The sequence below is a fragment of the Arthrobacter sp. P1_B11 genome (assembly GCF_056406715.1).
In genome coordinates this window covers 69,388-91,820 of sequence record NZ_JBFTZQ010000004.1, presented here as the reverse complement: position 1 = coordinate 91,820, position 22,433 = coordinate 69,388, and the positions used below count along the sequence as shown (strand labels likewise).

Genomic DNA, 22,433 nt, shown 5'->3' with positions numbered 1-22,433 from the left:
CCGGTGGCCGCGCCCCGACTTAATCCGCTCACCCTGCTTGCAGCCGCCGCAGCAGTACTGGTTATTACGACGGCGGCATCCAGCTGGGCGTTTTCCCTCACCGTCGCGGCCGGTGCTGTCGCCCTTTCCGCCGCCAACGGCTGCGCACGCCGCGTCCTTCTTGCCGGCACCGCAATCCTGGCGCCGTTCTGGCTCTCGCTCCTGGTGATGCACGGACTCTTTTACCCCGAGGGCCGCACAGTGCTGGTTCACTGGGGGCCGGCTCGGGTCACGGCAGAAGGGCTGGGGTTCGCCCTCGACATGGGGCTGCGCACGTCCGCCTTCGTCCTGGTACTCATGCTGTTTTCGTTCAGCATCAGGGTGCCGGACCTGGTTGCCGCGCTGGCCACCCTTCGCCTTCCTCCGCAGTTCGGCTATGTCCTGGCATCCACACTGATGCTTGCTCCCATCATTGCCGCGCGGCTCGGGAAGGTCCGCCAGGCACAGGAAGCGCGCGGGCTGGTGGTGGGCAAAGGCATCCGGAGCCGTCTGGGGGCCGTGCGGCTGCAAATGATTCCGCTGGTGCTGGGCCTGGTCCACGATGCCGGAACCCGGGCCCAGGCACTTGATGCCAGGGGATTCGGGCGCCCCGGTCCAAGGACCACTTACCGGAAAGTCAACGATTCACACGCCCAGCGTGGCTTCCGCGTTGTCGCCCTCCTGCTGGCCGCCGTCGCGGTGGTCCTGCGGATCGCGGCCTCCTACCTTACCGGCGGTCCGGCATGAGCGGGCAGGAAACGGCGCGGGCAACGCTGCAGGCAGCCATTGACTCCTTCGCCTTCCACGGCGACTCCGCTCCGGCCCTGCGCGGAGTGCAGGTAGAGGCCGTCCCGGGATCCCTGACGGCGGTTCTTGGCGGTTCCGGCAGCGGAAAATCCACCCTGGGCCGTTTGCTCGGTGCGTGGCTGGAGGGTGGCCGCGACGGAACTTTGAAAGGCACCCTGCAGCTGTACGTCGGTGACAATACGGATGAAAGCCGCCCGCTGGTTTACTCCGGGGCCGACGACGACCCGCGGATCGATGCCGCCGCCTGGGCCGACCACGTCGGCTACGTGCCCCAGGATGCGGCGGCCATGCTCTCCGCCGTCCGCGGCACGGTGGAGGAGGAGCTAGCCTTCGGCCTGGAGAACCGCGGGACGGCGCGGGCAGACATGGTGCGGATCGTGGCTGAAACGGCCCACCGGACCGGTCTCACCGGGCTGCTGGAGCGGGACCCGGCAACCCTGTCCGGGGGAGAGCTGCGGCGCCTTGCGCTCGGCTGCGCCATTGTTGCTGATCCGGGCATTTTGATTCTTGATGAACCGCTGGCATCGCTTGACGACGCCGGGGCGCGGGCACTGACTGGACTGGTCAAAGCCCAGCTGGCGCGCGGCACAGCTGTCGTGGTGCTGAGCCAGCACGCCGACTCACTGACCCGCACGGCGTCGCAGTGGATCGTCCTGAAGGGCGGGGCCGTGACAGCGGCCGGACGGCCGGACCGGCTGCTTGCCGGCGACTCGCTCGCGGATGCCGGCGTGGTCGTCAGCGGGCTGCCCGGGCAGCGCTCACTGCAGGCACAGCCCCGGCTCTCCCCGGTACCGGCGGCTGCACCTGCCCTGGAGCTGGATGGCGTGTCGTTCGGGTATCACGCGGGCGGTCCCGGGTCATCGCTCCTGCTGGACAACGCGGACCTCAGCGTGCGGCCGGGAGAAATCGTGGCGGTGACCGGTCCGAATGGCGCGGGGAAGTCGACGCTCTTGCGGCTGTTCAACGGGCTGCTCAGGCCGCTGCGCGGGGAGGTCCGCGTGGACGGAAAAGCAATCTCGGGAGTCCCGACGGGAATTGTGGCCGAGCGGCTCGGGCTGCTGTTCCAGCATCCTCATGACCAGCTGTTCGAGCGGACCGTGCAGCGTGAGGTGTCGTTCGGTCTGGAGCGGCTGTTCGGCGACGGGGCACAGGCCAGGGCAGAAGCAGCGCTGGCGTCCGTGGGACTCGACGGGGACGGCGGCGTCCATCCCCATGAGCTTTCCGGCTCCGGGCAGCGCCTGCTGGCACTGGCTACGGTCCTGGCACGGGAGCCGGCAGTGCTGGCCCTCGACGAACCGACGGTCGCGCTTGATGCCCACGGTTTGCAGCGGCTCACCGCCGCCATCTCCGCGGCGGCCGGCCGCGGCGCCGCCGTCGTACTGGTGACGCATGACCTCGCGTTTGCGCGGGCGCACGCCCACCGGACGGTGAAGCTCAGCGGCGGTGTGCTGGCGGGCTCCTAGGAGCCCCGGGGAGGGGCGGTGGTTTTGCGGACGACCAGATGCGGGGTGCGCACGACATGGGCCGGCGCCTCCGCTCCCTCCACGCGGTCGGCGGCCCGGTTGACGGCCGCCGCGGCAAGCAACGGCGCGTCCTGGCTGACGGATGAGAGCTGTACATAGCTGAGCCGGGCCAGCTGGCTGTCGTCATAACCGAGCACCGAAACGTCAGCGGGAACCCGCAGACCCTCTGCACGGAAGCCTTCAATCACGCCGAGGGCTGATCTGTCGTTGAACGCGACAACAGCTGTAGGCACTTCTCGCACCAGCGAGGTGTCTAGCAAGCACCGGGCGGCCCTGAGCCCGTCCTCTTCGTTCGGGCCACCAGTGACGACAACGGCGTCCAGGCCGTGGCGTTGCATCTCGGCACGGAAAGCTGCGCTGCGCTTTTCGGCGGAAACGGCTGTCCCTCCGTCCACGTGCACGATGTGGCGATGCCCCAGTCCGATGAGGTGCCCGACCGCCAACCTGATGCCTGCGCGGTCGTCACTGCTCACAGAGTCGACGGAGTCCCCGACATCGTCGCGTAGGAGGCTGACGACCGGCACTTGGCTGGCATAGCGCGCCAGTTCCTCGTTGCTGAGGGCCGGCGAGACCATGACCAGGGCTTCGGACCCGAAATCCAGGAGCGACTCAATGGCCCGGGTTTCGGGCCTTCCGCTGGCGATCGCGCTGAGTGCGATTTCGTAACCGCGACCTTGGGCCTCCGCGTAGGCAGCATCAACTATTTCAGCGTGGAATGGCTGGGAGCTGGAGAAACTCAGGCCCAGCAATCTGGTTCGGCTGCTGCGAAGCAACCGCGCCCGGCTGTCCGGCCTGTAGCCAAGTTCCCGTGCGGCCTGCAGGACTTTTTGCCTGGTGGCCTCCGCGGCGCCGGGGGCACCGCGCATCACGATGGAGACCAAAGCCCGTGACACACCTGCTGCCTGGGCCACGTCCACGAGAGTGGGGCGCCGCTGCTGTTCCGTCATGCTGCTCCTTGTTCTGAAGCAGTCTATAGAACGATCTAGACAGGAAGCCAGCGGCATGCCACCATGGGTGAACTAGAACGATCTAGATTCTCCCAGGAGTCGCCATGAGTTACCGTCAGCACCCGGTCATCGCAGACCGTCCCGTCCGAATCGCCCTGATCGGCGCCGGCTGGATCGGAACCTTCCACGCCGAGTCTGTTGCCCGCCGGATTCCCAATGCCCGCCTCGAAGCCATCGCTGATCCGGCCATGCCCGCCGTCGAGGCCCTCGCGAGCCGGCTGGGCGTTGCGAAAATCAGCGCCGATCCCGCTGATGTCATCAATGACCCGGACGTCGATGCCGTGCTCATCGCGGCACCGGCGCGGTTCCACTCCGGTCTGATCGCGGCCGCGGCCCGGGCGGGGAAGGACGTGTTCTGCGAAAAGCCCGGCGGCCGCACTGTCGAGGAACTGGATGAGGCCATGGCGGCGGCCGAGGCCGCCGGCGTTATTGTGCAGTTTGGCTTCAACCGGCGCTACGCGGCCGATTTCGCCGCGGCACGGAAGCTGATAGATGACGGCGTTGTGGGGACACCCCAGCTGCTGCGGTCCCTGACGCGGGACCCGGGTACCGCGTCAGGGATCGCGAATCCGGAACGCATCCCGCCCAACACGATCTTCTTGGAGACCCTGATCCACGACTTTGACACGCTGAACTGGCTGAATCCGGGCGCCATTCCAGTGCGCGTCCACGCGGTGGCTGACGCGCTGGTTGCCCCGGAAGCGAAAGCCGGCGGACTGCTGGACACGGCGGTCGTCACCGTCACCTACAGCAACGGTGCCATTGCGGTGGCCGAGGCGAACTTTAACGCACTGTACGGCTACGACGTGAGGGGTGAGGTGTTCGGGTCCGCCGGCATGGTGACAGCCGGCGGTTTGCGGGCCTCCAGCGCGACCAGCTACACCGCAGCCGGCACCGGCAGTTCCACGGTGCGTTTAAACGTGGATCTCTTCCACGACGCCTACACGGAGGAAGTTGGACGCTTCGCCGACGCAGTTTCGGCGCGGCGTGAGGGCGTCCAGGCCATGGGAATTCCTGGTCCGGGCTGGGCAGATGCCCGCAACGCCCTGGCGGTGGCCCTGGCCGCGGCACGGTCAGCCGGGACCGGGCTGCCTGTGGATGTCGCCTCGATCGCCGCGCTGCGGGCAGCCGAGCCGGATCTCCGCTCTGTGGGGGAGCACGCATGAGCTTCCGCTTGGCCGTCTGTGCCGAAATGGTCTACGGTGAGCTGCCGCTGATCGAGAGGGTCCGCCGCATCCAGGGGCAGGGCTACGAAGTGGAGCTCTGGGACACCCGGGGGCGCCATATTGCGGCCCTTGCAGCCACCGGGGCCCGCTTTTCGTCGATGAGCGGCTACTTTGGCGGCAGCCTCATCGACCCCGCCGGGGCCGCGGAAGTGCTCGCCTCCGCGGAAAAGCTGATTCCAACGGCCTTGGAACTCGGTGTCGAACGGATGGTGGTCCACCCGGCCGAGCTCGGCGAGGGAGGCCGCGCCGTCCGGCCGCTTCACCGTTCTACCGGCGAGATGTGGCTGACAGGCCTGCGCACCCTTGAGCGTCTGGCCATGCTGGGTGAGAAGCATGGCGTGACGTTTGCACTCGAAAACCTGAACACGATTCTGGACCACCCCGGCATACCGCTGGCCCGGGCAAAGGACACCATGGCCCTTGTCTCGGCGGTTGACCATCCGAACGTGAGGATGATGCTGGATCTCTATCACGCCCAGATCGGAGAGGGAAACCTGATCGAACTGGTCCGTGCCGCCCGGCCATGGATCGGGGAGATCCAGGTTGCAGACGTTCCGGGCCGGTTCGAACCCGGTACGGGGGAGATCAACTACCGTGCCGTCGCCTCGGCCCTTAGAGATGCTGGGTACACCGGCGTCATCGGCCTGGAGGCAGGTGCCTTCGGGGGGCAGAGCCTGGAAGCAGGGGACACCGCCTTGGCCGCCTTCGGATCCGCCTTCGACGTCTGACCGGCTCGACGGCCACCTTCTTGGCGCTGGTCATGGTACGCGGTACCGCTGCGCTGGCGCACTCGGGCGCGTAGTAGGTAGACTAGGCTACCTACTATGCACACCACTCGCGAGGAGCATTGATGACCGGGAAGCAGCTGACACCAGGAGGCGCCCCGCCCAAGAGACGTGCCCGCGACGCACTCATCGAGGCGGCCTCGCGGCGATTCTATGCAGACGGCCTGGCCGGAACGGGAATTGACGCCATTACGGCAGAGGCCGGCGTGGCCAAGAAGAGCCTCTACAACAACTTCGCCTCGAAAGCGGACCTCATCACGGCGTACCTGACTGCCCGCCACGAGGAGTGGATGGGGCTCTATCGGATGAGGCTGGAGAGGGCGACCGGCGCCAGGGAGCGCGTCCTCGCGGTCTTCGATGCGTATGCAGATCACGCCGGTCTGGCGTACGAGCATGGCTTTCGGGGCTGTGGCCTGCTCAACGCCGCAGCCGAGCTGCCCGCCGGGGACTCTGGAAGGACGGTGGTCCGGCGGCACAAGGAGGAGGTTGAAGCGTTGTTATCCGAGCATGTGGCCGAGCTCCTTCCGCACTCACCTGATCGGGCGGGTTCAATTGCCCGGCACCTGGCGTTCCTGCTTGAAGGGTCGATGGCCCGGGCAGGCCTCGAAGGCAACGACAGCTGTATTCAGGAAGCCCGCGGGATTGCGGCCACGCTGATCGGCGGCCTGTGAAGAACGCAGGTTTCAGGGGAAGTTCCTGGGGGGCGCTGTTTGTCCTGGCCGCCTCGGTGCTGTGGGGCACAACGGGAACGGCGGCCACCTTCGCCCCCGAAGTAAGCCCACTCGCGATCGGAGCGGCAGCAATGGGTTTGGGCGGCCTGCTCCAGGCGGCGATTGCAGCACGATCGATCATGGCGTTCGCCACATCCCTGCGCAGCCAGTGGTCCACGATGGCTTTGGGGTCGTTGGCCGTCGCAACGTACCCGCTCGCCTTCTACTCGTCAATGCACCTGGCCGGCGTGGCGGTTGGGACCGTTGTCTCCATCGGTTCAGCTCCGCTCGCCTCCGCCGTCATTGAACGGATTGTGGACAAGAGAAGATTTACGGGACGGTGGACGGTGGGCGCGGTGCTCGGTCTGTCCGGTACCGTGCTGTTGTGTTTCGCCGGAGCCGGGCAAGGTGATCCGGCAGCGGATCTGGGATGGTCCACGTCAGCCGGTATCGGCCTGGGGCTGATTGCCGGGCTCACGTATGCGGTCTACTCCTGGGCCGCCCACCGCCTGATTAACACGGGCGTACCCTCAACAGCAGTCATGGGGTCCGTCTTCGGCATAGGCGGGCTACTGCTCATGCCCGTACTGGCAATAACCGGCACTCCGCTCGTCACTTCCTGGCAGAACGCGGCCGTCGGTGTGTATATGGCCCTTGTCCCAATGTTTGCCGGCTACGTTCTGTTCGGCTGGGGCCTGGCCCGTGTCCGCGCCAGCACGGCCACTACGATATCCCTCACTGAGACAGTGGTGGCCGCCATCCTGGCGGTGGCAGTAGTGGGCGAACGCCTGCCGGCTCCGGCCTGGGTTGGTGCCGCGCTGGTCGCAGGAAGCCTGTTCGTGCTGACGCTGCCTGCTGCTACAGCGCGTTACGGGCAGGCCGAAAAAGTCCGGGCGTCGAGCCCGTCACGTTAAAAACGTGAAGGGCCCGACACCGCCCGGCCGCGCCGCCGGCAGAAACTTACGGCCGGGACGCCACTCCGGGGGCCAGGAAGCGCCTGCCGTTGACACGCTCGGACGCGCCCACCCGGTCCAGATAAGGAGTAATGCCGCCCAGGAACATCGGCCAGCCCGCACCCAGGATCATGCAGAGATCGATATCCTCCGGCCCGGCCACCACGCCTTCGTCGAGCATGAGGCCGATTTCCTCGGCCAGGGCATCCTGCGTGCGGCGCAGGACTTCCTCGCCGCTTGAAGGGGAGGTCCCGAAAGACATCAGCGCCAGCGTCGACGGGGGAATTTCCTGGCCGCCGTCGGCAGCAGCCGCCCAGAGTGACTTCACCCCGTTGTCAATCAGCTTCTGCAGGTTCTGCGACACCGGGAAGCGCTCGCCGAACGCCGCATGCAGCGACTCCTGCACATGCTGTGCCACGGGCAGGCCAACCATCGCGCCCAGCGTGAACGGCGTCATGGGCAGGCCCATGGGCCGCAGGGCGTTGTCTGCAACGTCCGCCGGCGTTCCCTCGTCGAAGGCCGCGGTGACTTCGCCCATGAGCCGCAGAAGGATGCGGTTGACCACGAAAGCCGGAGCATCCTTGACCAACACTGCGGTCTTCTTGAGCCCCTTGGCGAGTTCGAAGGCGGTGGCCAGCACCGCGTCGTCTGTCCGGGGGGCCCGGACGATCTCCAGCAGGGGCATGACGGCCACCGGGTTGAACAAGTGGAAGCCCACCAGCCGCTCCGGGTTCTGCAGGTCTGCGGCCATGGCAGTGACGGACAGGGATGACGTGTTGGTGGCGAGGACGCAGTCGGGGGAGACCACGGCCTCCAGTTCGGCGAAGACCTGCTTCTTGACGTTCAGTTCCTCGAAGACCGCTTCGATGACGAAGTCGGCATCTGCGAACTGCTCCTTGGAAACAGACCCGGTCACGAGCGCCTTGGTCCTGTTGGCGGCGTCCTGGCTGATCCGCTTCTTGCCCAGCAGCTTGTCCACTTCTGCGTGCACGTAGCCCACACCCTTGTCCACGCGGGCCTGGTCGATGTCGGTCATGACGACAGGGACCTTGAGCTGGCGGGCGAAAAGGAGGGCAAGCTGGCTGGCCATCAGTCCGGCACCCACCACGCCGATCTTGGTCACGGGGCGCGCGAGCTTGCGGTCGGGTGCGCCGGCGGGGCGCTTGGAGCGCTTCTGCACGAGGTCAAGGAATGCGTAGACCGTCGAGCGGAATTCGTCGGTCTGCATGAGGCCGGCCAGGGTTTCGCATTCCAATGCCGCGGAGTCTGCCTCCGACAAGGTCCGGGTGGTCTCCATGATCTCCAGGACCTTGGCAGGTGCGGGCGAGGCGTTGGACGTCTTGGACTCCACGAAGGAGCGGCCGGCCGCCACCGCCCCGGCCCAGCGGGCGGCAACTTCCGGGTCAGAAGGGTCGACGGCGTTGGGCCGCTCGGGTGTGACCTCGCCGGAGATGATTTTCGCGGCCCACGCGACGGACTGTTCCACGAAGTCGGCCGGTTCGAACATGGCATCGGCGATGCCCAGCCTGTAGGCATCCGGCCCGGTGAGCGTGCGGTTGTTGCTGAGCGGGTTTTCGATCATGACCCTGAGGGCATTTTCGGGGCCGATCAGGCGCGGCAGCAGATAGACCCCGCCCCAGCCGGGAACCAGCCCGATGAAGGATTCAGGGAGGGCCAGCGCCCCGGCTCCGGAGGAGACAGTGCGGTACGTGGACTGCAGGGCGATTTCCAGACCTCCGCCCAGTGCCACGCCGTTGATGAACGCGAAGCTTGGCACGCCAAGGTTGGAAAGCGTGGCATAGACATCGTGCCCCAGCTGCGCCATCCACAGGCCGTGCTCCCGGTTGTTGAGCGACTTCACCGCGGACAGGTCAGCGCCGGCCACGAGATAATACGGCTTGCCCGTCACGCCAACGCCCACGATCTCACCTTTGGCGGCCCGGTCACGGAGTCCTTCGAGAACGGTGCCGAGTTCCACGAGCGTGTTGGGCCCAAGGGTGGTGGGCTTGGAATGATCCAGCCCGTTGTCGAGGGTGATGAGAGCGAAGGTGCCTCCGCCTGCTCCGCCTGCGGCGGCGGGCAGCTCGATGTCCTGTACGTAGGAGTGGGTGACCGTCTCGTCGGGGAAGAGATCGGCGAGCTTGCGGAAATCTGCTGCACTCATGCTGTTGCTCCTGCGGTGTGGGTGGAGGCCGGGGACTCGTTGCGGGCGGATATTTCTGCGGTGTTTTCGGCGTTCAGGGGCCCCGCCCCGCTGTAGTCGGCGTGGTGCGGGTTCTCCCAGATGACGGTGGCCCCCATTCCCAGGCCAACGCACATGGCGGTGATGCCGTAGCGGACGGTGTGGTCCTCCTCGAACTGCCGGGCAAGCTGGTTCATGAGCCGGATGCCGGAGGAGGCGAGCGGGTGGCCCACCGCAATGGCCCCGCCGTAGCGGTTGACCCGGGGGTCGTCGTCGGAGATCCCGAAATGGTCCAGGAAACTCAGGACCTGGACGGCAAATGCCTCGTTGATTTCGAACAGGCCGATGTCCCCGATGTCCAGGCCAGCCTTCGCCAGGGCCTTTTCGGTCGACGGAACGGGCCCGATGCCCATGACTTCCGGCTCCACTCCCGCATAGGCATAACTGACGAGCCGCATCTTCACGGCCAGCCCCAGTTCCGCCGCGGCGTCGGAGGATGCCAGCAGCGCCGCCGTGGCGCCGTCGTTCAGTCCGGCAGCATTGCCCGCCGTCACGCGGCCGTGGGCACGGAAGGGCGTCCGCAGCGAGGCCAGGTCTTCCAGCGTGGTTCCCGGGCGCGGCGGCTCATCCACCGTGTTGACGGTCCAGCCCTGGCCGGGCTTCATGGTGGCCACCGGAACAAGGTCCGGCTGGATCTGTCCGGTGCCGTACGCGGCCTGCAGCTTGTTCTGGGAGGCAACCGCGTACGCGTCAGTGCGGTCCCTGGTGATGGCCGGAAAGCGGTCGTGCAGGTTCTCCGCCGTATTGCCCATGTTGAGGGCGGCCGGATCCACGAGCCGCTCAGACATGAAACGCGGGTTGGGGTCGGCGCCGGCACCCATCGGGTGGTTGCCCATGTGTTCCACGCCGCCGGTAATCACGACGTCGTAGGCGCCAAAGGCGATGCCGCCTGCGGTCGCGGTGACGGCGGTCATGGCGCCGGCGCACATGCGGTCGATGGCGAAGCCGGGAACCGTGCGGGGCAGCCCCGCCAGCAGGGCAGCCGTCCGCCCGATCGTGAGGCCCTGGTCGCCCGTCTGGGTGGTTGCCGCGACGGCCACTTCGTCGACGCGGGCGGCGGGCAGGGCCGGGTTGCGCCTCATCAGTTCGCGGATGCATTTGACCACCAGGTCATCAGCCCGCATGCCGGCGTAGATGCCTTTCTCGCCGGCCCGGCCGAAAGGCGTTCGCACGCCGTCCACGAAGACGACGTCGCGGACAACGCGCTGGTTTCCGCTGCTTCGGTGTTGGCTCACGTGCTGCTCCTCATTGAGACGTTGGTGCCGGATCCTGGCCAGAAGTCATCAGGGATCCAAGCGTCAGTGAGCCCAATGTTACTCGCCAGTAACTTAGCGTGCAAGGAGCGGATTTCTGCTAGGCCGTGGGCTCTTTGGGTTCCTTCGGCGGCAGGGGCTGCGGATTCAGGAATGCCGCGGTGATCAGCGGCGCCACAAGTTCAATCTGCCACGGTCTGGCGCCCAGTGCGCTGAGCTCTTCGGCGACCGACGCTTCGCTGATGTCAGCCGGCGGGCGCCAGGCGACGCGGCGCAGGTAATCAGGCGTCAGCAGGTTCTCCAGTGGAAGATTGAATTCCTCGGCCTTCTTCTGCAGCAGAGGACGGGCTGTGGACAGTCTCTCCGCGGCGGCGAGGTCGCGCTCGGCCCAGACCCGGGGCGGCGGGGGTGCATTGGTCGGGAGGTGCAGCGGGGGAAGGTCGTCCAAGGTGCGGGCGGTTGCGATGCAGCGGAGCCAGCGGGGGGCCTCGCGCTGGGCGGCCCGGCCATGGAATCCCTTGGTGCCCAGCAGCTGCGGCACGGTCGCGGGCATGGCCTTGGCTGCAGCCACGAGGGAGGAATCAGGAATCAGCCGGCCCGGCGCCACATCCCGCTTCTGGGCAAGCGAATCGCGCTCAAGCCACATCTCGCGCACCGCAGCCAGCTGGCGGCGGTCGCGGATCTGGTGGAGCCCCGAGGTCTTGCGCCAGGGGTCGATCCTTGGCGGCGCAAGTCCGGCGGCGAGGATGGCAGCGAATTCCTGCTCGGCGAAGTCGAGCTTGCCGTCTGCCGCTAGCAGTTCGATGAGCTCCTCACGCAGCTCCGTCAGGACCTCGACGTCGAGGGCGGCGTAACGGAGCCACGGTTCCGGCAGGGGGCGGGTGGACCAGTCGGCCGCCGAGTGCTCCTTCGCGAGGCCGAATCCGAGGAGCTGCTCGATGACGGCGGCGAGTCCGACCCGGGGGAGTCCTGCCAGGCGGGCCGCGAGTTCGGTGTCGAACAGCCTGTCGGGCCACATGCCGAGCTCTGAAAGGCAGGGAAGGTCCTGGCTGGCCGCATGCAGGATCCATTCGACGCCCTTGAGGGCATCGTTGATGATCCGAAGGTCGTCAAAGGGTTCGGGATCGATGAGCCACGTGCCCGATCCCTCGCGGCGGATCTGGACCAGGAAGGCGCGCTGACCGTATCGAAAGCCCGAAGCCCGCTCCGCGTCAACCCCCGCCGGGCCGGTGCCGGCCGCAATGGCTGCCGCGCAGCGCTCCAGTCCTGACTGCGTCTCAATGACAAGCGGCACGCCGTCGCGCGGGGAGTCGAGGTCGATGACAACGGGGACGCGGCTATCGAAGCCTTCCACCGAGATGTGGGGTGTGGTTTCAGCAGCCGGGGCGCCGGCTGTGGTGTTTTCCGGATTTTGAGGGGTCATGATGCCCCTAGTTTACCGGCAGCACGCCGCAGGGCGGAGTCACCATGGGCGGGGGCCCTTAGTTCCTGCGCCTGCGGGGCAGCGCGGAGACGCCATCGGGGAGCGGAGGGAGGCCGGCAAACGTGCAGACCATGTCGGACCAGGCTTCAAGGTGGGCCTGGACATCGGCGCCGGCAGGGGTCCAGGATGCCCGGAGTTCGATGTCGATTGATCCGGGCCTGTCGGAGAGCGTGCCGAAGCTTTCCGACAGCACGCGGGTGGCCGTTCCGCCCGCGGCCCGGTAGGGGGCGCGGTGCGTTTCCAGGGCTTCCACGAGCCAGGTCCAGGCGACGGAGCCGAGCATTTCGTCGTTGCCCATGTCCGCATCCAGCTGGGCCCGGATGTAGGTCACGATCCGGAATTCGCCGTCCCAGACGGCGGAACCGTCGGGATCGTGCAGCAAGATGAAGCGGCCGGTGGCGAGTTCATCGCCGTCGGAGTCGCTGGCAGCAGCGGAGCGGGCCAGGGCCATGGCCGCCGGACCGTGGACAGCCGCGTAGTCGCTGCCGAGGCTGCCGGTGCCGATGACCTCGGCGCCAAGTGCAACGGCGAACGGCGCCAGCCGCGACGGCGCCGGGATCTCGTCCAGGCGCAGCTCACTGCGGCATCGTGCTTTCCGGAGCGTTCCCAAGGCGTAAAGAAAATCCGCAGGAACCTGGGCCAGTGCGTTCACAATCGCAGGCTACGCACTGGAACCCGCCGATCCCCGCAGGCTCGCCGCCGGCCGCCGCAATCCAGCCCCGGCAATCCGGCTGACCCTACCCGGCGGACAGCTCCCTCCTGATGGCCTCGACGAATGCGTCCACGTCCTCCTCGCTGGTATCAAAGGAGCACATCCAGCGGACTTCGCGGGCAGCTTCATTCCAGTCGTAGAAGCGGAAGGACGTCCGCAGCCGGTCCGCCACGCCCTCGGGCAGGATGGCAAAGACGCCGTTGGATTCCGTTTTCTGGGTCGGCTCCACTCCGTCGATGGCGTCCACCGCGTGCCGCAGCCTAGCGGCCATGGCGTTCGCGTGCGCGGCCGAGCGCAGCCACAGGTCGCCTTCCAGGAGCGCGATGAACTGGGCGGACATGAAGCGCATCTTGGAGGCCAGCTGCATGTTCATCTTGCGCAGGAAGAGGAGGCCGTGGGCGGCTTCCGGATTCAGCGCCACCACCACCTCGCCGAACAGCAGCCCGTTCTTCGTGCCGCCGAATGACAGGATGTCCACGCCGGCGTCGCGGGTAAACGCACGCAGCGGGACGTCGAGGTGCGCGGCGGCATTGGCCAGCCGGGCGCCGTCCATGTGCAGTTTCATGCCCTTGGCGTGGACGTGCTCGGCAATCGCGCGCACCTCTTCCGGGGTGTAGCACGTGCCCAGTTCCGTGGTTTGTGTGATGGAGACGGCCAGCGGCTGGGCGCGGTGTTCATCACCCCACCCCCAAGCCTCGCGGTCGATGAGTTCAGGAGTCAACTTGCCGTCCGGCGTGTGAACCTGAAGGAGCTTGATGCCGCCGATGCGCTCGGGAGCGCCGTTCTCGTCCATGTTGATGTGGGCCGTTGACGCGCAGACCACCGCCCCCCAGCGGGGGAGCAGGGACTGCAGCGACAGCACATTGGCGCCGGTGCCGTTGAAGACGGGAAAGCACTCAATGCCTTCGCCAAAGTGCCGTTCCATCAGCTCCTGGAGGCGTGCTGTGTAGTCGTCTTCGCCGTAGGACACCTGATGGCCCTCATTGGCGGCGGCGAGGGCGGCCAGCACCTCGGGGTGCACGCCCGAGTAGTTGTCCGACGCGAAGCCCCGGACTGACGCGTCGTGCAGCCGGGACATGGTGCCGTTGCCGGCCGTTTCTACAGTGGTTGTCATCGCTTTGGTCACGCTTTCAGTCTAAGGAGTTCCGGCCAGGTATTGCTGCTGTCACTGGGTCAGCAGCATCCGTTGCCCATTCAGTTCAGCGGCGGGTTTTCCGAACAGGCCGACGACGGCGGCTGCCAGATCCTCGACGTCGGTGTAACCGGGAAACTTGCGTTCGGGCTGGCGGCTCCGCATGGCACCGTCCACGAGCGCCTTGACCACGAGGACGACGGCGGCGCTGTGCTGTTCAGCGTCACTGGACTGTTCTTCGTCACGGGACGGTTCGTCGGAGAGGTGCCGGCCGCCGCCTGCCTGCCCTGCTCCTGCCTGCCTTTCGGAGTGCTGGTCCTGGCGGAACCCGTCCGCCACTGCCATGGTCCACGCCTCGGCGGCGGCCTTGGCCGCCGCATAACTGGCAACGCCGGCGGACGGCGCGGTGACCGCCGTCGAGGACACCATGGCAAACCGGCCGACCTCAGATGCTGCGAGGTCGTCGTAGAACACCCTGGACACGTTCCTGAGCGTCGTCACGGAGCTGCGTTCCAGGAAGTCCCAGTCCTCGTCGCTCTGGTCGGCGATACCCTGGGCCCCGCGCCAGCCGCCCACGAGGTGGATGACGCCGTCGATCCTGCCCGCTGTCCGCGCGAGGGCCCCGCGGAGTTCTCGGACGGCCGGCAGGCTGCCGAGATCGCAGATGAGAGGAGTGACACCGCTGCCGGTCTGCGCCGCGGCGGCTTCGATCCGGTCTTTGTCCGACCCGACGGTGTATACTGCGAAGCCGGCCCGCGCCAGGGCGCGTGCCACGGCGATGCCCGATGGGCCGCTCCCGCCGGTGACCACGACGGTGGGGGTGCTGTTTCCGGTCATTCGGTCATCGCCTCCGCGGCGGGGCCGGTGCCGGTTGCGTCTGATGATCCGGTGATGCCGGCGGTCGACTCGATCACGTGGCGCATCTTCTTTTCAAGCGCTTCGTAGAACATGGACAGCGGGAACTCGTCGTCCAGCACCTGGTCGGTGAGGCCGCGCGGCGGCCCGTCCAGGGGGAGGGCCCCCGGCCCCTTGGCCCAGACCGAGGCCGGGTTGGGGGTCAGCGTTCCGGAGATGAGCTCGTAAGCCGCCAGCCAGTGGGCGGTCTTGGGCCGGTCGATGGAGCGCCAGTACAGCTCCTCGATCCGGGCGCCGAGGTCAATGACGACGCCGGCAACTTCGTCCCAGTCGAGGCTGAGGCGGCTGTCGGTCCAGTGCAGCACGCGGTGCTGGTGCAGCCAGGCGAACAGCAGCTGACCGCCCAGTCCGTCGTAGTTGCGGACCCGGCTGCCCGTGATGGCAAAGCGAAAAATGCGGTCGAAAATGACGGCGTACTGGACCAGCTTGGCATGCCGGCGGGCCTCAGGATCGGCGGCTTCGTCCTTTTCGATTTTCACGGATTCCCGGAAGGCCGTCAGGTCGCAGCGCAGCTCTTCCAGCGAGTACAGGAAGAACGGCATGCGCTGCTTGATCATGAACGGGTCGAAGGGCAGGTCGCCGCGCATGTGCGTGCGGTCGTGGATCAGATCCCACATCACAAACGTTTCCTCGGTGAGTTCCTGGTCCTCGAGAAGTTCGGCGGCCCCGGCGGGCAGTTCCAGGGACGTGGTGTCCGCGGCGGCGCGGAGGACCCGGCGGAAGCGGGCGGCCTCACGGTCTGCGAAGATCGCGCCCCAGGTGAATTTGGGGGTTTCGCGGACGGCCACGGTCTCCGGGAACAGCACGGCGGAGTTGGTGTCGTAGCCAGGTGTGAAGTCGAGGAAACGGATGGGGACGAACAGCTTGTTGGAGTATTCTCCCTCTTCGAGCCCGGCGATGAATTCGGGCCAGATCACGTCGATCAGCACAGCCTCAACGAGCCGGCTGTTGCTGCCGTTCTGGGTGTACATGGGGAAGACCGCCAGGTGCTGAAGCCCGTTGTGGCGGTGCTCCTGGGGCTGGAACGCCAGCAGGGAATCCAGGAAGTCAGGGATGCCGAATCCGGCCTCCATCCAGCGGGTGAAGTCGCGGGCCAGGAGTTCCAGGTAGCGGGCATCGTGCGGGAAGGACGGTGAAAGGGCTTCGACGGCGTCAATGATGGCCAAAACGAGGCCCGCCGCGGCTGCGTGGTCCGCTTTGTCCGGGACGGAGCCGTCCTGGACCTGCAGTCCGCGCAAGGCCGTGGCTGCTGCCTTGAGCTGCCGCCATTCGGGGTGGTCCGCGGAGATCCTTGCGGGGGCGGTAGTAACTGTAATGGTCATCTTCGGCGTGGCCTTCCTGGTTGCCTGAGCATCTACGCCGAGCGTAACAAGCAGCCAGAGTTCCTAATCCATTTTAGGCCTCAGCATAAGAAACTGTGAGGCTCATCGATCAGTTCACGCCGGCCAGGTGTAGCGCCGGGAAGCCTCAGGACTCCGTGGCCGCGGTGCTGTCTGCGTTCTCGCCCGTGACCAGCCTCAGGGAGACCGAGTTGATGCAGTACCGCTGGTCGGTGGGCGTGCCGTAGCCTTCGCCCTCAAAGAGGTGCCCCAGATGGGAATCACAGTTGGTGCACCGCACCTCGACGCGGTCCATTCCGAGAGTGCGGTCGTGGATATACCGCACCGTTCCCTCTGCCAAGGGTGCCCAAAAGGAGGGCCAGCCGCAGTGGGAATCGAATTTCTCGTTGCTGGTGAACAGTTCGGTCCCGCACGCCCGGCACTGGTAGACGCCCGCAGTGTGGGTGTCCCAGTACTCGCCCGTGTACGGGCGTTCCGTGCCGGCCTGGCGCAGCACACGGTACTCCTCCGGGGTGAGTTCGCGGCGCCATTCGTCGTCGCTCCGGACCACCGGCGTGCCTGCCGTGTTTTCAGCTTTTTCTGGAGTGCTCATAGCCTCATCAACGCTCAGGAGTCGCCGATAAATCCCGAGCCCGCGTACAGGTGAAGCACGGGGAGGCCCAGGCGGTCCTGGGCCTTGTTGGCCCAGTCGGTGTGGAAGGTGTCTGATACCGCGTGCGGCCGAGTGATGACGACGGCCTGTGCGGCGCCGAGTTCCTTCACCTTGGCCACCAGGCCGTTGACCGCCCCGCCATCCACCGTCTCGCCTGAGACCCCGCTGCCGAGACCCTCAAGGGCGCGGAGCGAGACGGACAATGTCTCCGCCGCGGCCGCCCGCTGCGTGTCCGGATCCGGTGCGTGTGCCGTCAGCTCCCGGAAGGCCTTGGCGATGTCCAGCATGGAGAGGTTTTCAAGGAAATCCACCAGCAGATGCCGTTCCGTGTTGGCTGGGACCAGCACGACCAGAGGCGCGTCACCCCCGTTCACCAGGCGTTCGATGTTGACGCGGTCGTCCGCACCCAGCGGCTCTTCTGTGAGAATGACGATTGGATCGCTCATGCCATCAGCCTAGCCCGGCGGAACCGTGCCCGCATGCATTTGCCACCGGATGTGCCTCGGGAGCCGACTCCGGTAACAATGGTGCAATGGACTCCTCCTTCCGGCCAGGCACAGAGCTGCAGCGCCACCTGATTCCCGGCACCGGCCAGCAAGGGGCGGCGGCCCTGCTGGACACCACGGCGCAGCCGGCCAGCAAGATGACCCTGCGGGCTAAATGGACGCTCGGCGGAATTATTGCCGGCAGCGCTGCGGCGGCACTCCTGGGGGCCGGATCGTCGGCGCTGGCGCTGTACTTCGCCAGGCGCGTACTGACGCCCTCCCGTGCGCGGCCGGCCGACCAGGAAGTGCTGGCCGTGATCAGGGTGGGCAGGGGCCTGCAGGTCATCCTTGCCGCGACACCGGAGACAACCCAGGACGGCGTGTACAGCCTCTTCTTCGATGACGGGAACGGCCACGCGAGGATCGGCAGGGTCCTGTCCTACTCTCCGGCCGAGCGCACAGTGCTGCGCGAGGTGGAGACTGTCTACCAGGGAAACCTGGAAACCGCGCGCCGCGGCTGGTGGAGTGGTGCCGTGTATCCCGATCCCTCCGCCGTCGGACTTGCCTCGGAGGACGTCGGCATTGAAGTCGATGGCGGAACAGCTCCCGCGTGGCTGATCCGCGCCGAGCCCGGCGCCGAAACGTGGGCCATCATGGTCCACGGCCGCGGTGCCACCCGGCAGGAAAGCCTGCGTGCAGCCCGGGCCGCGCACGAGCTGGGACTGACCAGCCTCCTGGTTTCCTACCGAAACGACGGGCTGGCGCCCTCGGCGCCGGATGGCAGGTACGGCCTGGGATCCACCGAATGGCGGGATATCGACGCCGCCATCGCCTTCGCCCTCTCCCATGGGGCCCGGGAGGTGGTGCTCTTCGGCTGGTCCATGGGCGGCGCCATTTGCCTGCAGACTGCCGATCTCTCGAGGCACCGCAATGCCATCCGGGCCATGGTCCTCGACGCACCCGTCATCGACTGGGTCAACGTGCTGGCGCACCACGCCGAACTGAACAGGATCCCGTCCGGTGTCGGCCGGTATGGCCAGCTGATGATGGGTCACCGCCTCGGGCGCCGCCTCACCGGGCTGGCTGCGCCGGTGGACCTGAAGGCCATGGACTGGGTGTCCCGGGCGGTGGAACTCCGGACGCCGACCCTGATTATTCACAGCGTGGACGACGAATACGTGCCGTACAGACCATCCGCTGTCCTCGCGGAGAAGAACCCCGAAATGGTGACGTTCGAGGCGTTCGGGCAGGCGAGGCATGCCAAGGAGTGGAATGTCGATCCGGTCCGGTGGGAGAGCCTGGTCAAGGCCTGGCTGCAGCAGCAGCTTGCGCCCCGGCTCAATCCAGGACAGTTGAATCCGGGTCAGCCCGGTCCCGGGCAGGCTCCCGGCCGGCAGTCCGGCGTGGAACGTGACCTGGGGGATTAGCGCCGGCTGGGGCGATTAGCGCCCGCCGGTGATGGTTTTGGCGCTGGCCGCTACCGTGCTGATCGGTGCGGTGATGGCCTTCGTGAGGCGGATCAGGTCCGTGGGGCCGAGTTCGATGTCGAGGCCCCTGCGGCCGCCGGAAACGAGGATGGTGGCCAGCGCCAGCGCGCTGTCGTCGATGACGGTGGGGGAGGGCTGCCGCTGGCCCAGGGGCGAGATGCCGCCCAGGAGGTAGCCGGTCCGCCTTTCGGCCGCAGCCGGATCCGCCATGGCGGCTTTCTTGCTCCCCAGGGCCGCCGCGATCGCCTTCAGGTCCAAGTTTCCGCTCACGGGAACGACGCCGACGGCGAGCCTGCCGTCCACCTCGACCATGAGTGTCTTGAAGACCCGTGCAGGGTCAACCCCGAGCACCTCGGCGGCCTCCAGCCCGTAACTGGCTGCGGCGGGGTCGTGGCTGTACGGGTGCAGGGTGTAGGAAACGCCCGCCGCAGCCAGTGCGGCTGTGGCAGGCGTTCCCTGGGAAGTGTTCTTTCGCGCCATTGGCCCGGGCCTGAAACCCTAGCTGGAGAGCCTGGCAGAAGCGGCAACCTTGCGTTTGATCCGCCCAAGCATTGCCGTCATCCCGCGCATCCGGAGGGGAGTGATGGCCCGGGTGAGACCCAGCAGTTCAGGCATGTCGTCCGGCACCGCAAGTATTTCCTCAGCCGTAAGGCCGTCCAGCCCTTCATGGAGCACGCCCGCGAAGCCCCGCGTCGTGGGGGCCTCGCGAGGCGCCTTGAAGAACAGCCGGAAGGCGGGGGACCCGCCGTCGTTCTTCTCCGTCTCGATGGTCAGAAACAACGGCGACTGGCACTCAACCACCTGCTCGAGCAGCTCGGGGTGGTCCCGCAGCCGCTCCGGCAGTTCGGGCAGGCCCAGAGAAAACTCCAGCAACAGCTGGAGCCTCTCGGGCTCGCTCAGTGCCTGGAAGTCATCGACAATTTCCGCCAGCGCGGTGGGCAGTGCATAAGTACTCATCGCTTCAAGCTTACGCACTTTTGTTCCCGCCCGGTCCCTTTCTTACGGCTGCTTACCTAACGCCCGCGGGGACCGCGCCGCGCTCGGCACCCTTAACGATCGGTACGCGCACTGCATTGCCCCACTCGGTCCAGGAGCCGTCATAGTTCCGTACGGTGTCAAAGCCGAGAAGGTACTTCAGCGCAAACCAGGTGTGGCTGGAACGCTCGCCGATGCGGCAGTAGGCCACCACGTCGTCGCCTTCCGTCAGCCCGGCTTCGTCCAGGTAAAGCGCCTCCAGTTCCGGGCGGCTCCGGTACGTGCCGTCTTCGGCAGCTGCGCGTGCCCACGGAATGGACGCGGCCGTGGGGATGTGGCCTCCGCGGAGTGCGCCTTCCTCGGGGTAGGCAGGCATGTGGGTCCGCTGGCCGGTGTATTCCTCGGGGGAGCGTACGTCAATCAGTGGCTTTCCGAGGTGGGCAAGGACGTCTTCCTTGAACGCGCGGATCGGGGCGTCGTCGCGTTCGACGACGGGGTAGTTGCCGGGTGCGGGCGACGGAACGGCCGTGCTCAGCTCGCGGCCCTCGGCGATCCATTTGTCGCGGCCGCCGTCGAGCAGCCGTACATCGTCGTGTCCGAAGAGAGTGAAGACCCAGAGTGCGTAGGCGGCCCACCAGTTGGACTTGTCGCCGTAAATCACCACGGTGGTGTCGCGGGAAATGCCTTTGGCGGCGGCCAGGAGCGCGAAAGCCTGGCCGTCCACGTAGTCGCGGGTCACTTCGTCGTTCAGGTCCGTATGCCAGTCGACCTTGACGGCTCCGGGGATGTGCCCGGTCTCGTACAGCAGGACGTCTTCGTCGGACTCCACCACCACGAGTTTTCCGTTGTCCAGGGCTCCGCCGTCGATGGCGGCGGCGAGCCACTCCGTGGAGACCAGCCGCTCGGGGTTGGCGTAGGCGGCGAACTTTTCGTTCTGTTCAACTGGGTAGGACATTCATATGGCCTTTCACTGAAACGGTCACGGCAGACCGCCGAAGGAACCGGTCGGTCACTGCTCCAACACTAGCCACGGGCCGCGGTGAAAGCTTCCCCCCGTTAACAGGACGAAATGTGCGCTTGGTCACGGCTTCCGGGCGTGCGTGCACCGTGCAGGCTGGAGGCGGTGCCATTGCCGGTATTCTTTCTGGGGATAAGTCACCAGCAGAACGGACCACCTTGGTACAGATCGAAAAGCTTGCCACCCGGACGCCGGCGGTGTCAGTGGATGAGCTCCTGAAAGGGTTCTACCCGTCGCCCAGGTTCGGGCAGGTGTCCTTTGCCAGCTACAGGCCTGATACTTCGCAGCCCAGCCAGGCTGCAGCCGTGCACGCGCTGGAAGCATTCGCCGGGGGTGTGGGCGCCGGCGACGGCGCGGGACTTTTCAAAAGGCTCTTCGCGAAGAAGGACACGTCAAGGGCCGGTATCTACCTTGACGGCGGCTTCGGCGTTGGCAAGACCCACCTGCTGGCGTCGCTGTGGCACGCTGCCCCGGGGCCCAAGGCCTTCGGCACGTTCGTTGAGTACACCAACCTGGTGGGCGCCCTGTCCTTCCGGAAAACTGTTGAAGCGCTGAGTTCCTACAAGCTTGTGTGCATCGATGAGTTTGAGCTTGATGATCCTGGCGATACCGTCCTGATGTCCCGGCTCATGCGCGAACTCGCCGACGCCGGTGTCAAGCTCGCTGCCACCTCCAACACGCTGCCCGGCTCCCTGGGCGACGGCCGGTTCGCTGCGGTCGATTTCCAGAGGGAGATCCAGGTCCTGGCAGACCAGTTCGATGTCCTCAGGATCGACGGCGAGGATTTCCGGCACCGCGGACTGCCGGCGGCGCCGTCCCCGTTGCGGAACAGTGAACTCCACGCCCACATGAAGGCCGAGTTCGATGGCCAGACTGTGGCGGAGGATGACTTCAAGACCCTGATCGCGCATCTTGCCGGTGTGCACCCGAGCCGCTACCGCAAGCTCCTTGACGGAGTGGACGGTGTTGTTTGGCGGGATGTGGAGACGATTACCGAACAGGCTGTTGCGCTGAGGTTCGTGGTGCTCGCGGACCGGTTGTACGACAAGGACGTTCCGATCCTTGCCAGCGGTGTCCCCTTCGACAAGCTGTTCACGGAAGAAATGATGACCGGCGGTTACATGAAGAAGTACTTCCGGGCGGTCTCGCGCCTCACCGCCCTGGCCCGTGAAGGCCAGAACCACGAGCCGTCCTAGCGACCGGGCCGCTTAAGCGTCAACAGTGCTTGAACGCCTCAGGCAGTCGACACACGGGCAGTTAAACGCCAAGGGCACTTAAACGCCAAAGGCGCCGGTGCCGCCTCTCGGCGGGACCGGCGCCCCCGTTGACGTGTCGGGGCAATGCCCGGGCAAATCCTTGTTACGGAGCCTTCTCGACCGGCGGCACTACCTGGCCCGCCGGGGCCTCGTTCGGCGTACCGTCTGCGTTGTCAACGTAGGTGGAAGCGCCATCCTGGACCTTATCTACATGGCCGGCGTACTTGCCGCCCGTCTTCGAGTCGACAAAGTCGCCCGCTTTTTCGATGCCGTCCTTGATGGCCTGCTCGTTGCCGCGGATCAGACCCTGAGCTTTGCCCTTTAGATCGTCAATTAGTCCCACGAGCACCTCCCTTCAATCGCGGAGCCAGATCGCTCCTCCGCAATCGATCCTAGCCCTGCGTCGGTTCTATGCCAAGAATCAGTTGACAAAATTTGTCAAACCGGTGAGGGT

At 66.5% G+C, this 22,433-nt stretch carries 22 protein-coding genes; 8 read left to right on the top strand and 14 right to left on the bottom strand.

Annotated features, from left to right (window positions below):
* The first annotated feature begins 3 nt into the window (after window positions 1–3).
* A complete protein-coding gene (locus tag AC1D14_RS04945) occupies window positions 4–765 on the top strand; it encodes an energy-coupling factor transporter transmembrane component T family protein (RefSeq protein WP_230116686.1) in 762 nt (253 codons plus the stop codon).
* Window positions 762–2,288, top strand: a complete 1,527-nt coding sequence (locus tag AC1D14_RS04940) for an ABC transporter ATP-binding protein (protein ID WP_230116685.1) — start codon at window positions 762–764, stop codon at window positions 2,286–2,288. Before AC1D14_RS04945 ends, AC1D14_RS04940 begins: the two co-directional genes overlap by 4 nt.
* On the opposite strand, the gene AC1D14_RS04935 is transcribed toward AC1D14_RS04940, so the two are convergent.
* Window positions 2,285–3,295 (bottom strand): LacI family DNA-binding transcriptional regulator, encoded by a 1,011-nt coding sequence (locus AC1D14_RS04935; protein ID WP_230116684.1) that lies wholly within the window; start codon window positions 3,293–3,295, stop codon window positions 2,285–2,287. The two genes, AC1D14_RS04940 and AC1D14_RS04935, sit on opposite strands and share 4 nt — an antisense overlap.
* Window positions 3,296–3,399: 104 nt before the next feature.
* Between AC1D14_RS04935 and AC1D14_RS04930 the strand changes: the two genes are divergently transcribed.
* The 4 genes from AC1D14_RS04930 to AC1D14_RS04915 all read left to right on the top strand — a co-directional run bounded on the left by AC1D14_RS04930 (window position 3,400) and on the right by AC1D14_RS04915 (window position 6,990).
* A complete protein-coding gene (locus tag AC1D14_RS04930; RefSeq protein WP_230116683.1) occupies window positions 3,400–4,521 on the top strand; it encodes a Gfo/Idh/MocA family oxidoreductase in 1,122 nt (373 codons plus the stop codon).
* Entirely contained in the window at window positions 4,518–5,309 is a 792-nt protein-coding gene (locus AC1D14_RS04925; RefSeq protein ID WP_230116682.1) for a TIM barrel protein, read from the top strand. Before AC1D14_RS04930 ends, AC1D14_RS04925 begins: the two co-directional genes overlap by 4 nt.
* Window positions 5,310–5,431: 122 nt before the next feature.
* Window positions 5,432–6,037: a TetR/AcrR family transcriptional regulator gene (locus tag AC1D14_RS04920; RefSeq protein ID WP_476881106.1), complete on the top strand. Its 606-nt coding sequence runs from the start codon at window positions 5,432–5,434 to the stop codon at window positions 6,035–6,037.
* A complete protein-coding gene (locus tag AC1D14_RS04915) occupies window positions 6,034–6,990 on the top strand; it encodes a DMT family transporter (RefSeq protein ID WP_230116680.1) in 957 nt (318 codons plus the stop codon). Before AC1D14_RS04920 ends, AC1D14_RS04915 begins: the two co-directional genes overlap by 4 nt.
* A 46-nt stretch (window positions 6,991–7,036) precedes the next feature.
* On the opposite strand, the gene AC1D14_RS04910 is transcribed toward AC1D14_RS04915, so the two are convergent.
* The 9 genes from AC1D14_RS04910 to AC1D14_RS04870 all read right to left on the bottom strand — a co-directional run bounded on the left by AC1D14_RS04910 (window position 7,037) and on the right by AC1D14_RS04870 (window position 17,204).
* Window positions 7,037–9,193: a 3-hydroxyacyl-CoA dehydrogenase NAD-binding domain-containing protein gene (locus AC1D14_RS04910; protein ID WP_476968144.1), complete on the bottom strand. Its 2,157-nt coding sequence runs from the start codon at window positions 9,191–9,193 to the stop codon at window positions 7,037–7,039.
* Window positions 9,190–10,506, bottom strand: a complete 1,317-nt coding sequence (locus AC1D14_RS04905; protein ID WP_476968143.1) for a thiolase family protein — start codon at window positions 10,504–10,506, stop codon at window positions 9,190–9,192. The genes AC1D14_RS04910 and AC1D14_RS04905 overlap by 4 nt, the downstream gene beginning before the upstream one ends.
* Before the next feature lie 118 nt (window positions 10,507–10,624).
* The gene (locus tag AC1D14_RS04900; protein ID WP_476968142.1) at window positions 10,625–11,947 is read right to left on the bottom strand and encodes an HRDC domain-containing protein; all 1,323 of its coding nucleotides are present in this window, start codon (window positions 11,945–11,947) and stop codon (window positions 10,625–10,627) included.
* 58 nt (window positions 11,948–12,005) lie between these two features.
* The gene (locus AC1D14_RS04895; protein ID WP_230116785.1) at window positions 12,006–12,662 is read right to left on the bottom strand and encodes a DUF3000 domain-containing protein; all 657 of its coding nucleotides are present in this window, start codon (window positions 12,660–12,662) and stop codon (window positions 12,006–12,008) included.
* An 82-nt stretch (window positions 12,663–12,744) separates the two neighbouring features.
* A complete protein-coding gene (locus tag AC1D14_RS04890; protein ID WP_230116676.1) occupies window positions 12,745–13,833 on the bottom strand; it encodes a threonine aldolase family protein in 1,089 nt (362 codons plus the stop codon).
* Window positions 13,834–13,884: 51 nt separating this feature from the next.
* Complete coding sequence (locus AC1D14_RS04885; RefSeq protein ID WP_476968141.1) at window positions 13,885–14,688, bottom strand: SDR family oxidoreductase; 804 nt, start codon at window positions 14,686–14,688, stop codon at window positions 13,885–13,887.
* Entirely contained in the window at window positions 14,685–16,088 is a 1,404-nt protein-coding gene (locus AC1D14_RS04880) for a DUF6421 family protein (protein ID WP_476968140.1), read from the bottom strand. The genes AC1D14_RS04885 and AC1D14_RS04880 overlap by 4 nt, the downstream gene beginning before the upstream one ends.
* Window positions 16,089–16,233: 145 nt before the next feature.
* Window positions 16,234–16,698, bottom strand: a complete 465-nt coding sequence (gene msrB / locus AC1D14_RS04875) for a peptide-methionine (R)-S-oxide reductase MsrB (RefSeq protein WP_476968139.1) — start codon at window positions 16,696–16,698, stop codon at window positions 16,234–16,236.
* A 14-nt stretch (window positions 16,699–16,712) separates the two neighbouring features.
* On the bottom strand, window positions 16,713–17,204 hold the full coding sequence (locus AC1D14_RS04870) for a hypothetical protein (RefSeq protein ID WP_476881099.1): 492 nt from the start codon (window positions 17,202–17,204) through the stop codon (window positions 16,713–16,715).
* Between the two features lie 197 nt (window positions 17,205–17,401).
* On the opposite strand from AC1D14_RS04870, the gene AC1D14_RS04865 reads away from it, so the two are divergent.
* Window positions 17,402–18,670: an alpha/beta hydrolase family protein gene (locus AC1D14_RS04865; RefSeq protein WP_476968182.1), complete on the top strand. Its 1,269-nt coding sequence runs from the start codon at window positions 17,402–17,404 to the stop codon at window positions 18,668–18,670.
* 15 nt (window positions 18,671–18,685) lie between these two features.
* On the opposite strand, the gene ybaK is transcribed toward AC1D14_RS04865, so the two are convergent.
* Genes ybaK through AC1D14_RS04850 form a run of 3 tightly spaced genes read right to left on the bottom strand, consistent with a single transcriptional unit; the run spans window position 18,686 to window position 20,660 of the window.
* Window positions 18,686–19,210 carry a Cys-tRNA(Pro) deacylase gene (ybaK, locus tag AC1D14_RS04860; RefSeq protein ID WP_476968138.1) on the bottom strand — a complete coding sequence of 175 codons (525 nt, stop codon included), beginning with the start codon at window positions 19,208–19,210 and terminating at the stop codon, window positions 18,686–18,688.
* 18 nt (window positions 19,211–19,228) lie between these two features.
* Complete coding sequence (locus AC1D14_RS04855; RefSeq protein WP_230116670.1) at window positions 19,229–19,687, bottom strand: SufE family protein; 459 nt, start codon at window positions 19,685–19,687, stop codon at window positions 19,229–19,231.
* A gap of 52 nt (window positions 19,688–19,739) precedes the next feature.
* Window positions 19,740–20,660, bottom strand: a complete 921-nt coding sequence (locus AC1D14_RS04850) for a sulfurtransferase (RefSeq protein ID WP_230116669.1) — start codon at window positions 20,658–20,660, stop codon at window positions 19,740–19,742.
* 221 nt (window positions 20,661–20,881) lie between these two features.
* On the opposite strand from AC1D14_RS04850, the gene zapE reads away from it, so the two are divergent.
* A complete protein-coding gene (zapE, locus tag AC1D14_RS04845; RefSeq protein ID WP_230116668.1) occupies window positions 20,882–21,919 on the top strand; it encodes a cell division protein ZapE in 1,038 nt (345 codons plus the stop codon).
* 163 nt (window positions 21,920–22,082) lie between these two features.
* On the opposite strand, the gene AC1D14_RS04840 is transcribed toward zapE, so the two are convergent.
* Window positions 22,083–22,328 (bottom strand): antitoxin, encoded by a 246-nt coding sequence (locus AC1D14_RS04840; protein WP_476876009.1) that lies wholly within the window; start codon window positions 22,326–22,328, stop codon window positions 22,083–22,085.
* Between the last annotated feature and the right edge of the window lie 105 nt (window positions 22,329–22,433).

What these genes read in the sequence shown, in the direction of transcription:
- AC1D14_RS04940 (WP_230116685.1), top strand. Translation starts at nt 762, where the DNA reads ATGAGCGGGCAGGAAACGGCGCGGGCAACGCTGCAGGCAGCCATTGAC.
- AC1D14_RS04935 (WP_230116684.1), bottom strand. Translation starts at nt 3,295, where the DNA reads ATGACGGAACAGCAGCGGCGCCCCACTCTCGTGGACGTGGCCCAGGCA.
- AC1D14_RS04930 (WP_230116683.1), top strand. Translation starts at nt 3,400, where the DNA reads ATGAGTTACCGTCAGCACCCGGTCATCGCAGACCGTCCCGTCCGAATC.
- AC1D14_RS04925 (WP_230116682.1), top strand. Translation starts at nt 4,518, where the DNA reads ATGAGCTTCCGCTTGGCCGTCTGTGCCGAAATGGTCTACGGTGAGCTG.
- AC1D14_RS04920 (WP_476881106.1), top strand. Translation starts at nt 5,432, where the DNA reads ATGACCGGGAAGCAGCTGACACCAGGAGGCGCCCCGCCCAAGAGACGT.
- AC1D14_RS04910 (WP_476968144.1), bottom strand. Translation starts at nt 9,193, where the DNA reads ATGAGTGCAGCAGATTTCCGCAAGCTCGCCGATCTCTTCCCCGACGAG.
- AC1D14_RS04900 (WP_476968142.1), bottom strand. Translation starts at nt 11,947, where the DNA reads ATGACCCCTCAAAATCCGGAAAACACCACAGCCGGCGCCCCGGCTGCT.
- AC1D14_RS04890 (WP_230116676.1), bottom strand. Translation starts at nt 13,833, where the DNA reads ATGACAACCACTGTAGAAACGGCCGGCAACGGCACCATGTCCCGGCTG.
- AC1D14_RS04885 (WP_476968141.1), bottom strand. Translation starts at nt 14,688, where the DNA reads ATGACCGGAAACAGCACCCCCACCGTCGTGGTCACCGGCGGGAGCGGC.
- AC1D14_RS04880 (WP_476968140.1), bottom strand. Translation starts at nt 16,088, where the DNA reads ATGACCATTACAGTTACTACCGCCCCCGCAAGGATCTCCGCGGACCAC.
- msrB (WP_476968139.1), bottom strand. Translation starts at nt 16,698, where the DNA reads ATGAGCACTCCAGAAAAAGCTGAAAACACGGCAGGCACGCCGGTGGTC.
- AC1D14_RS04870 (WP_476881099.1), bottom strand. Translation starts at nt 17,204, where the DNA reads ATGAGCGATCCAATCGTCATTCTCACAGAAGAGCCGCTGGGTGCGGAC.
- AC1D14_RS04865 (WP_476968182.1), top strand. Translation starts at nt 17,402, where the DNA reads ATGACCCTGCGGGCTAAATGGACGCTCGGCGGAATTATTGCCGGCAGC.
- ybaK (WP_476968138.1), bottom strand. Translation starts at nt 19,210, where the DNA reads ATGGCGCGAAAGAACACTTCCCAGGGAACGCCTGCCACAGCCGCACTG.
- AC1D14_RS04855 (WP_230116670.1), bottom strand. Translation starts at nt 19,687, where the DNA reads ATGAGTACTTATGCACTGCCCACCGCGCTGGCGGAAATTGTCGATGAC.
- AC1D14_RS04850 (WP_230116669.1), bottom strand. Translation starts at nt 20,660, where the DNA reads ATGTCCTACCCAGTTGAACAGAACGAAAAGTTCGCCGCCTACGCCAAC.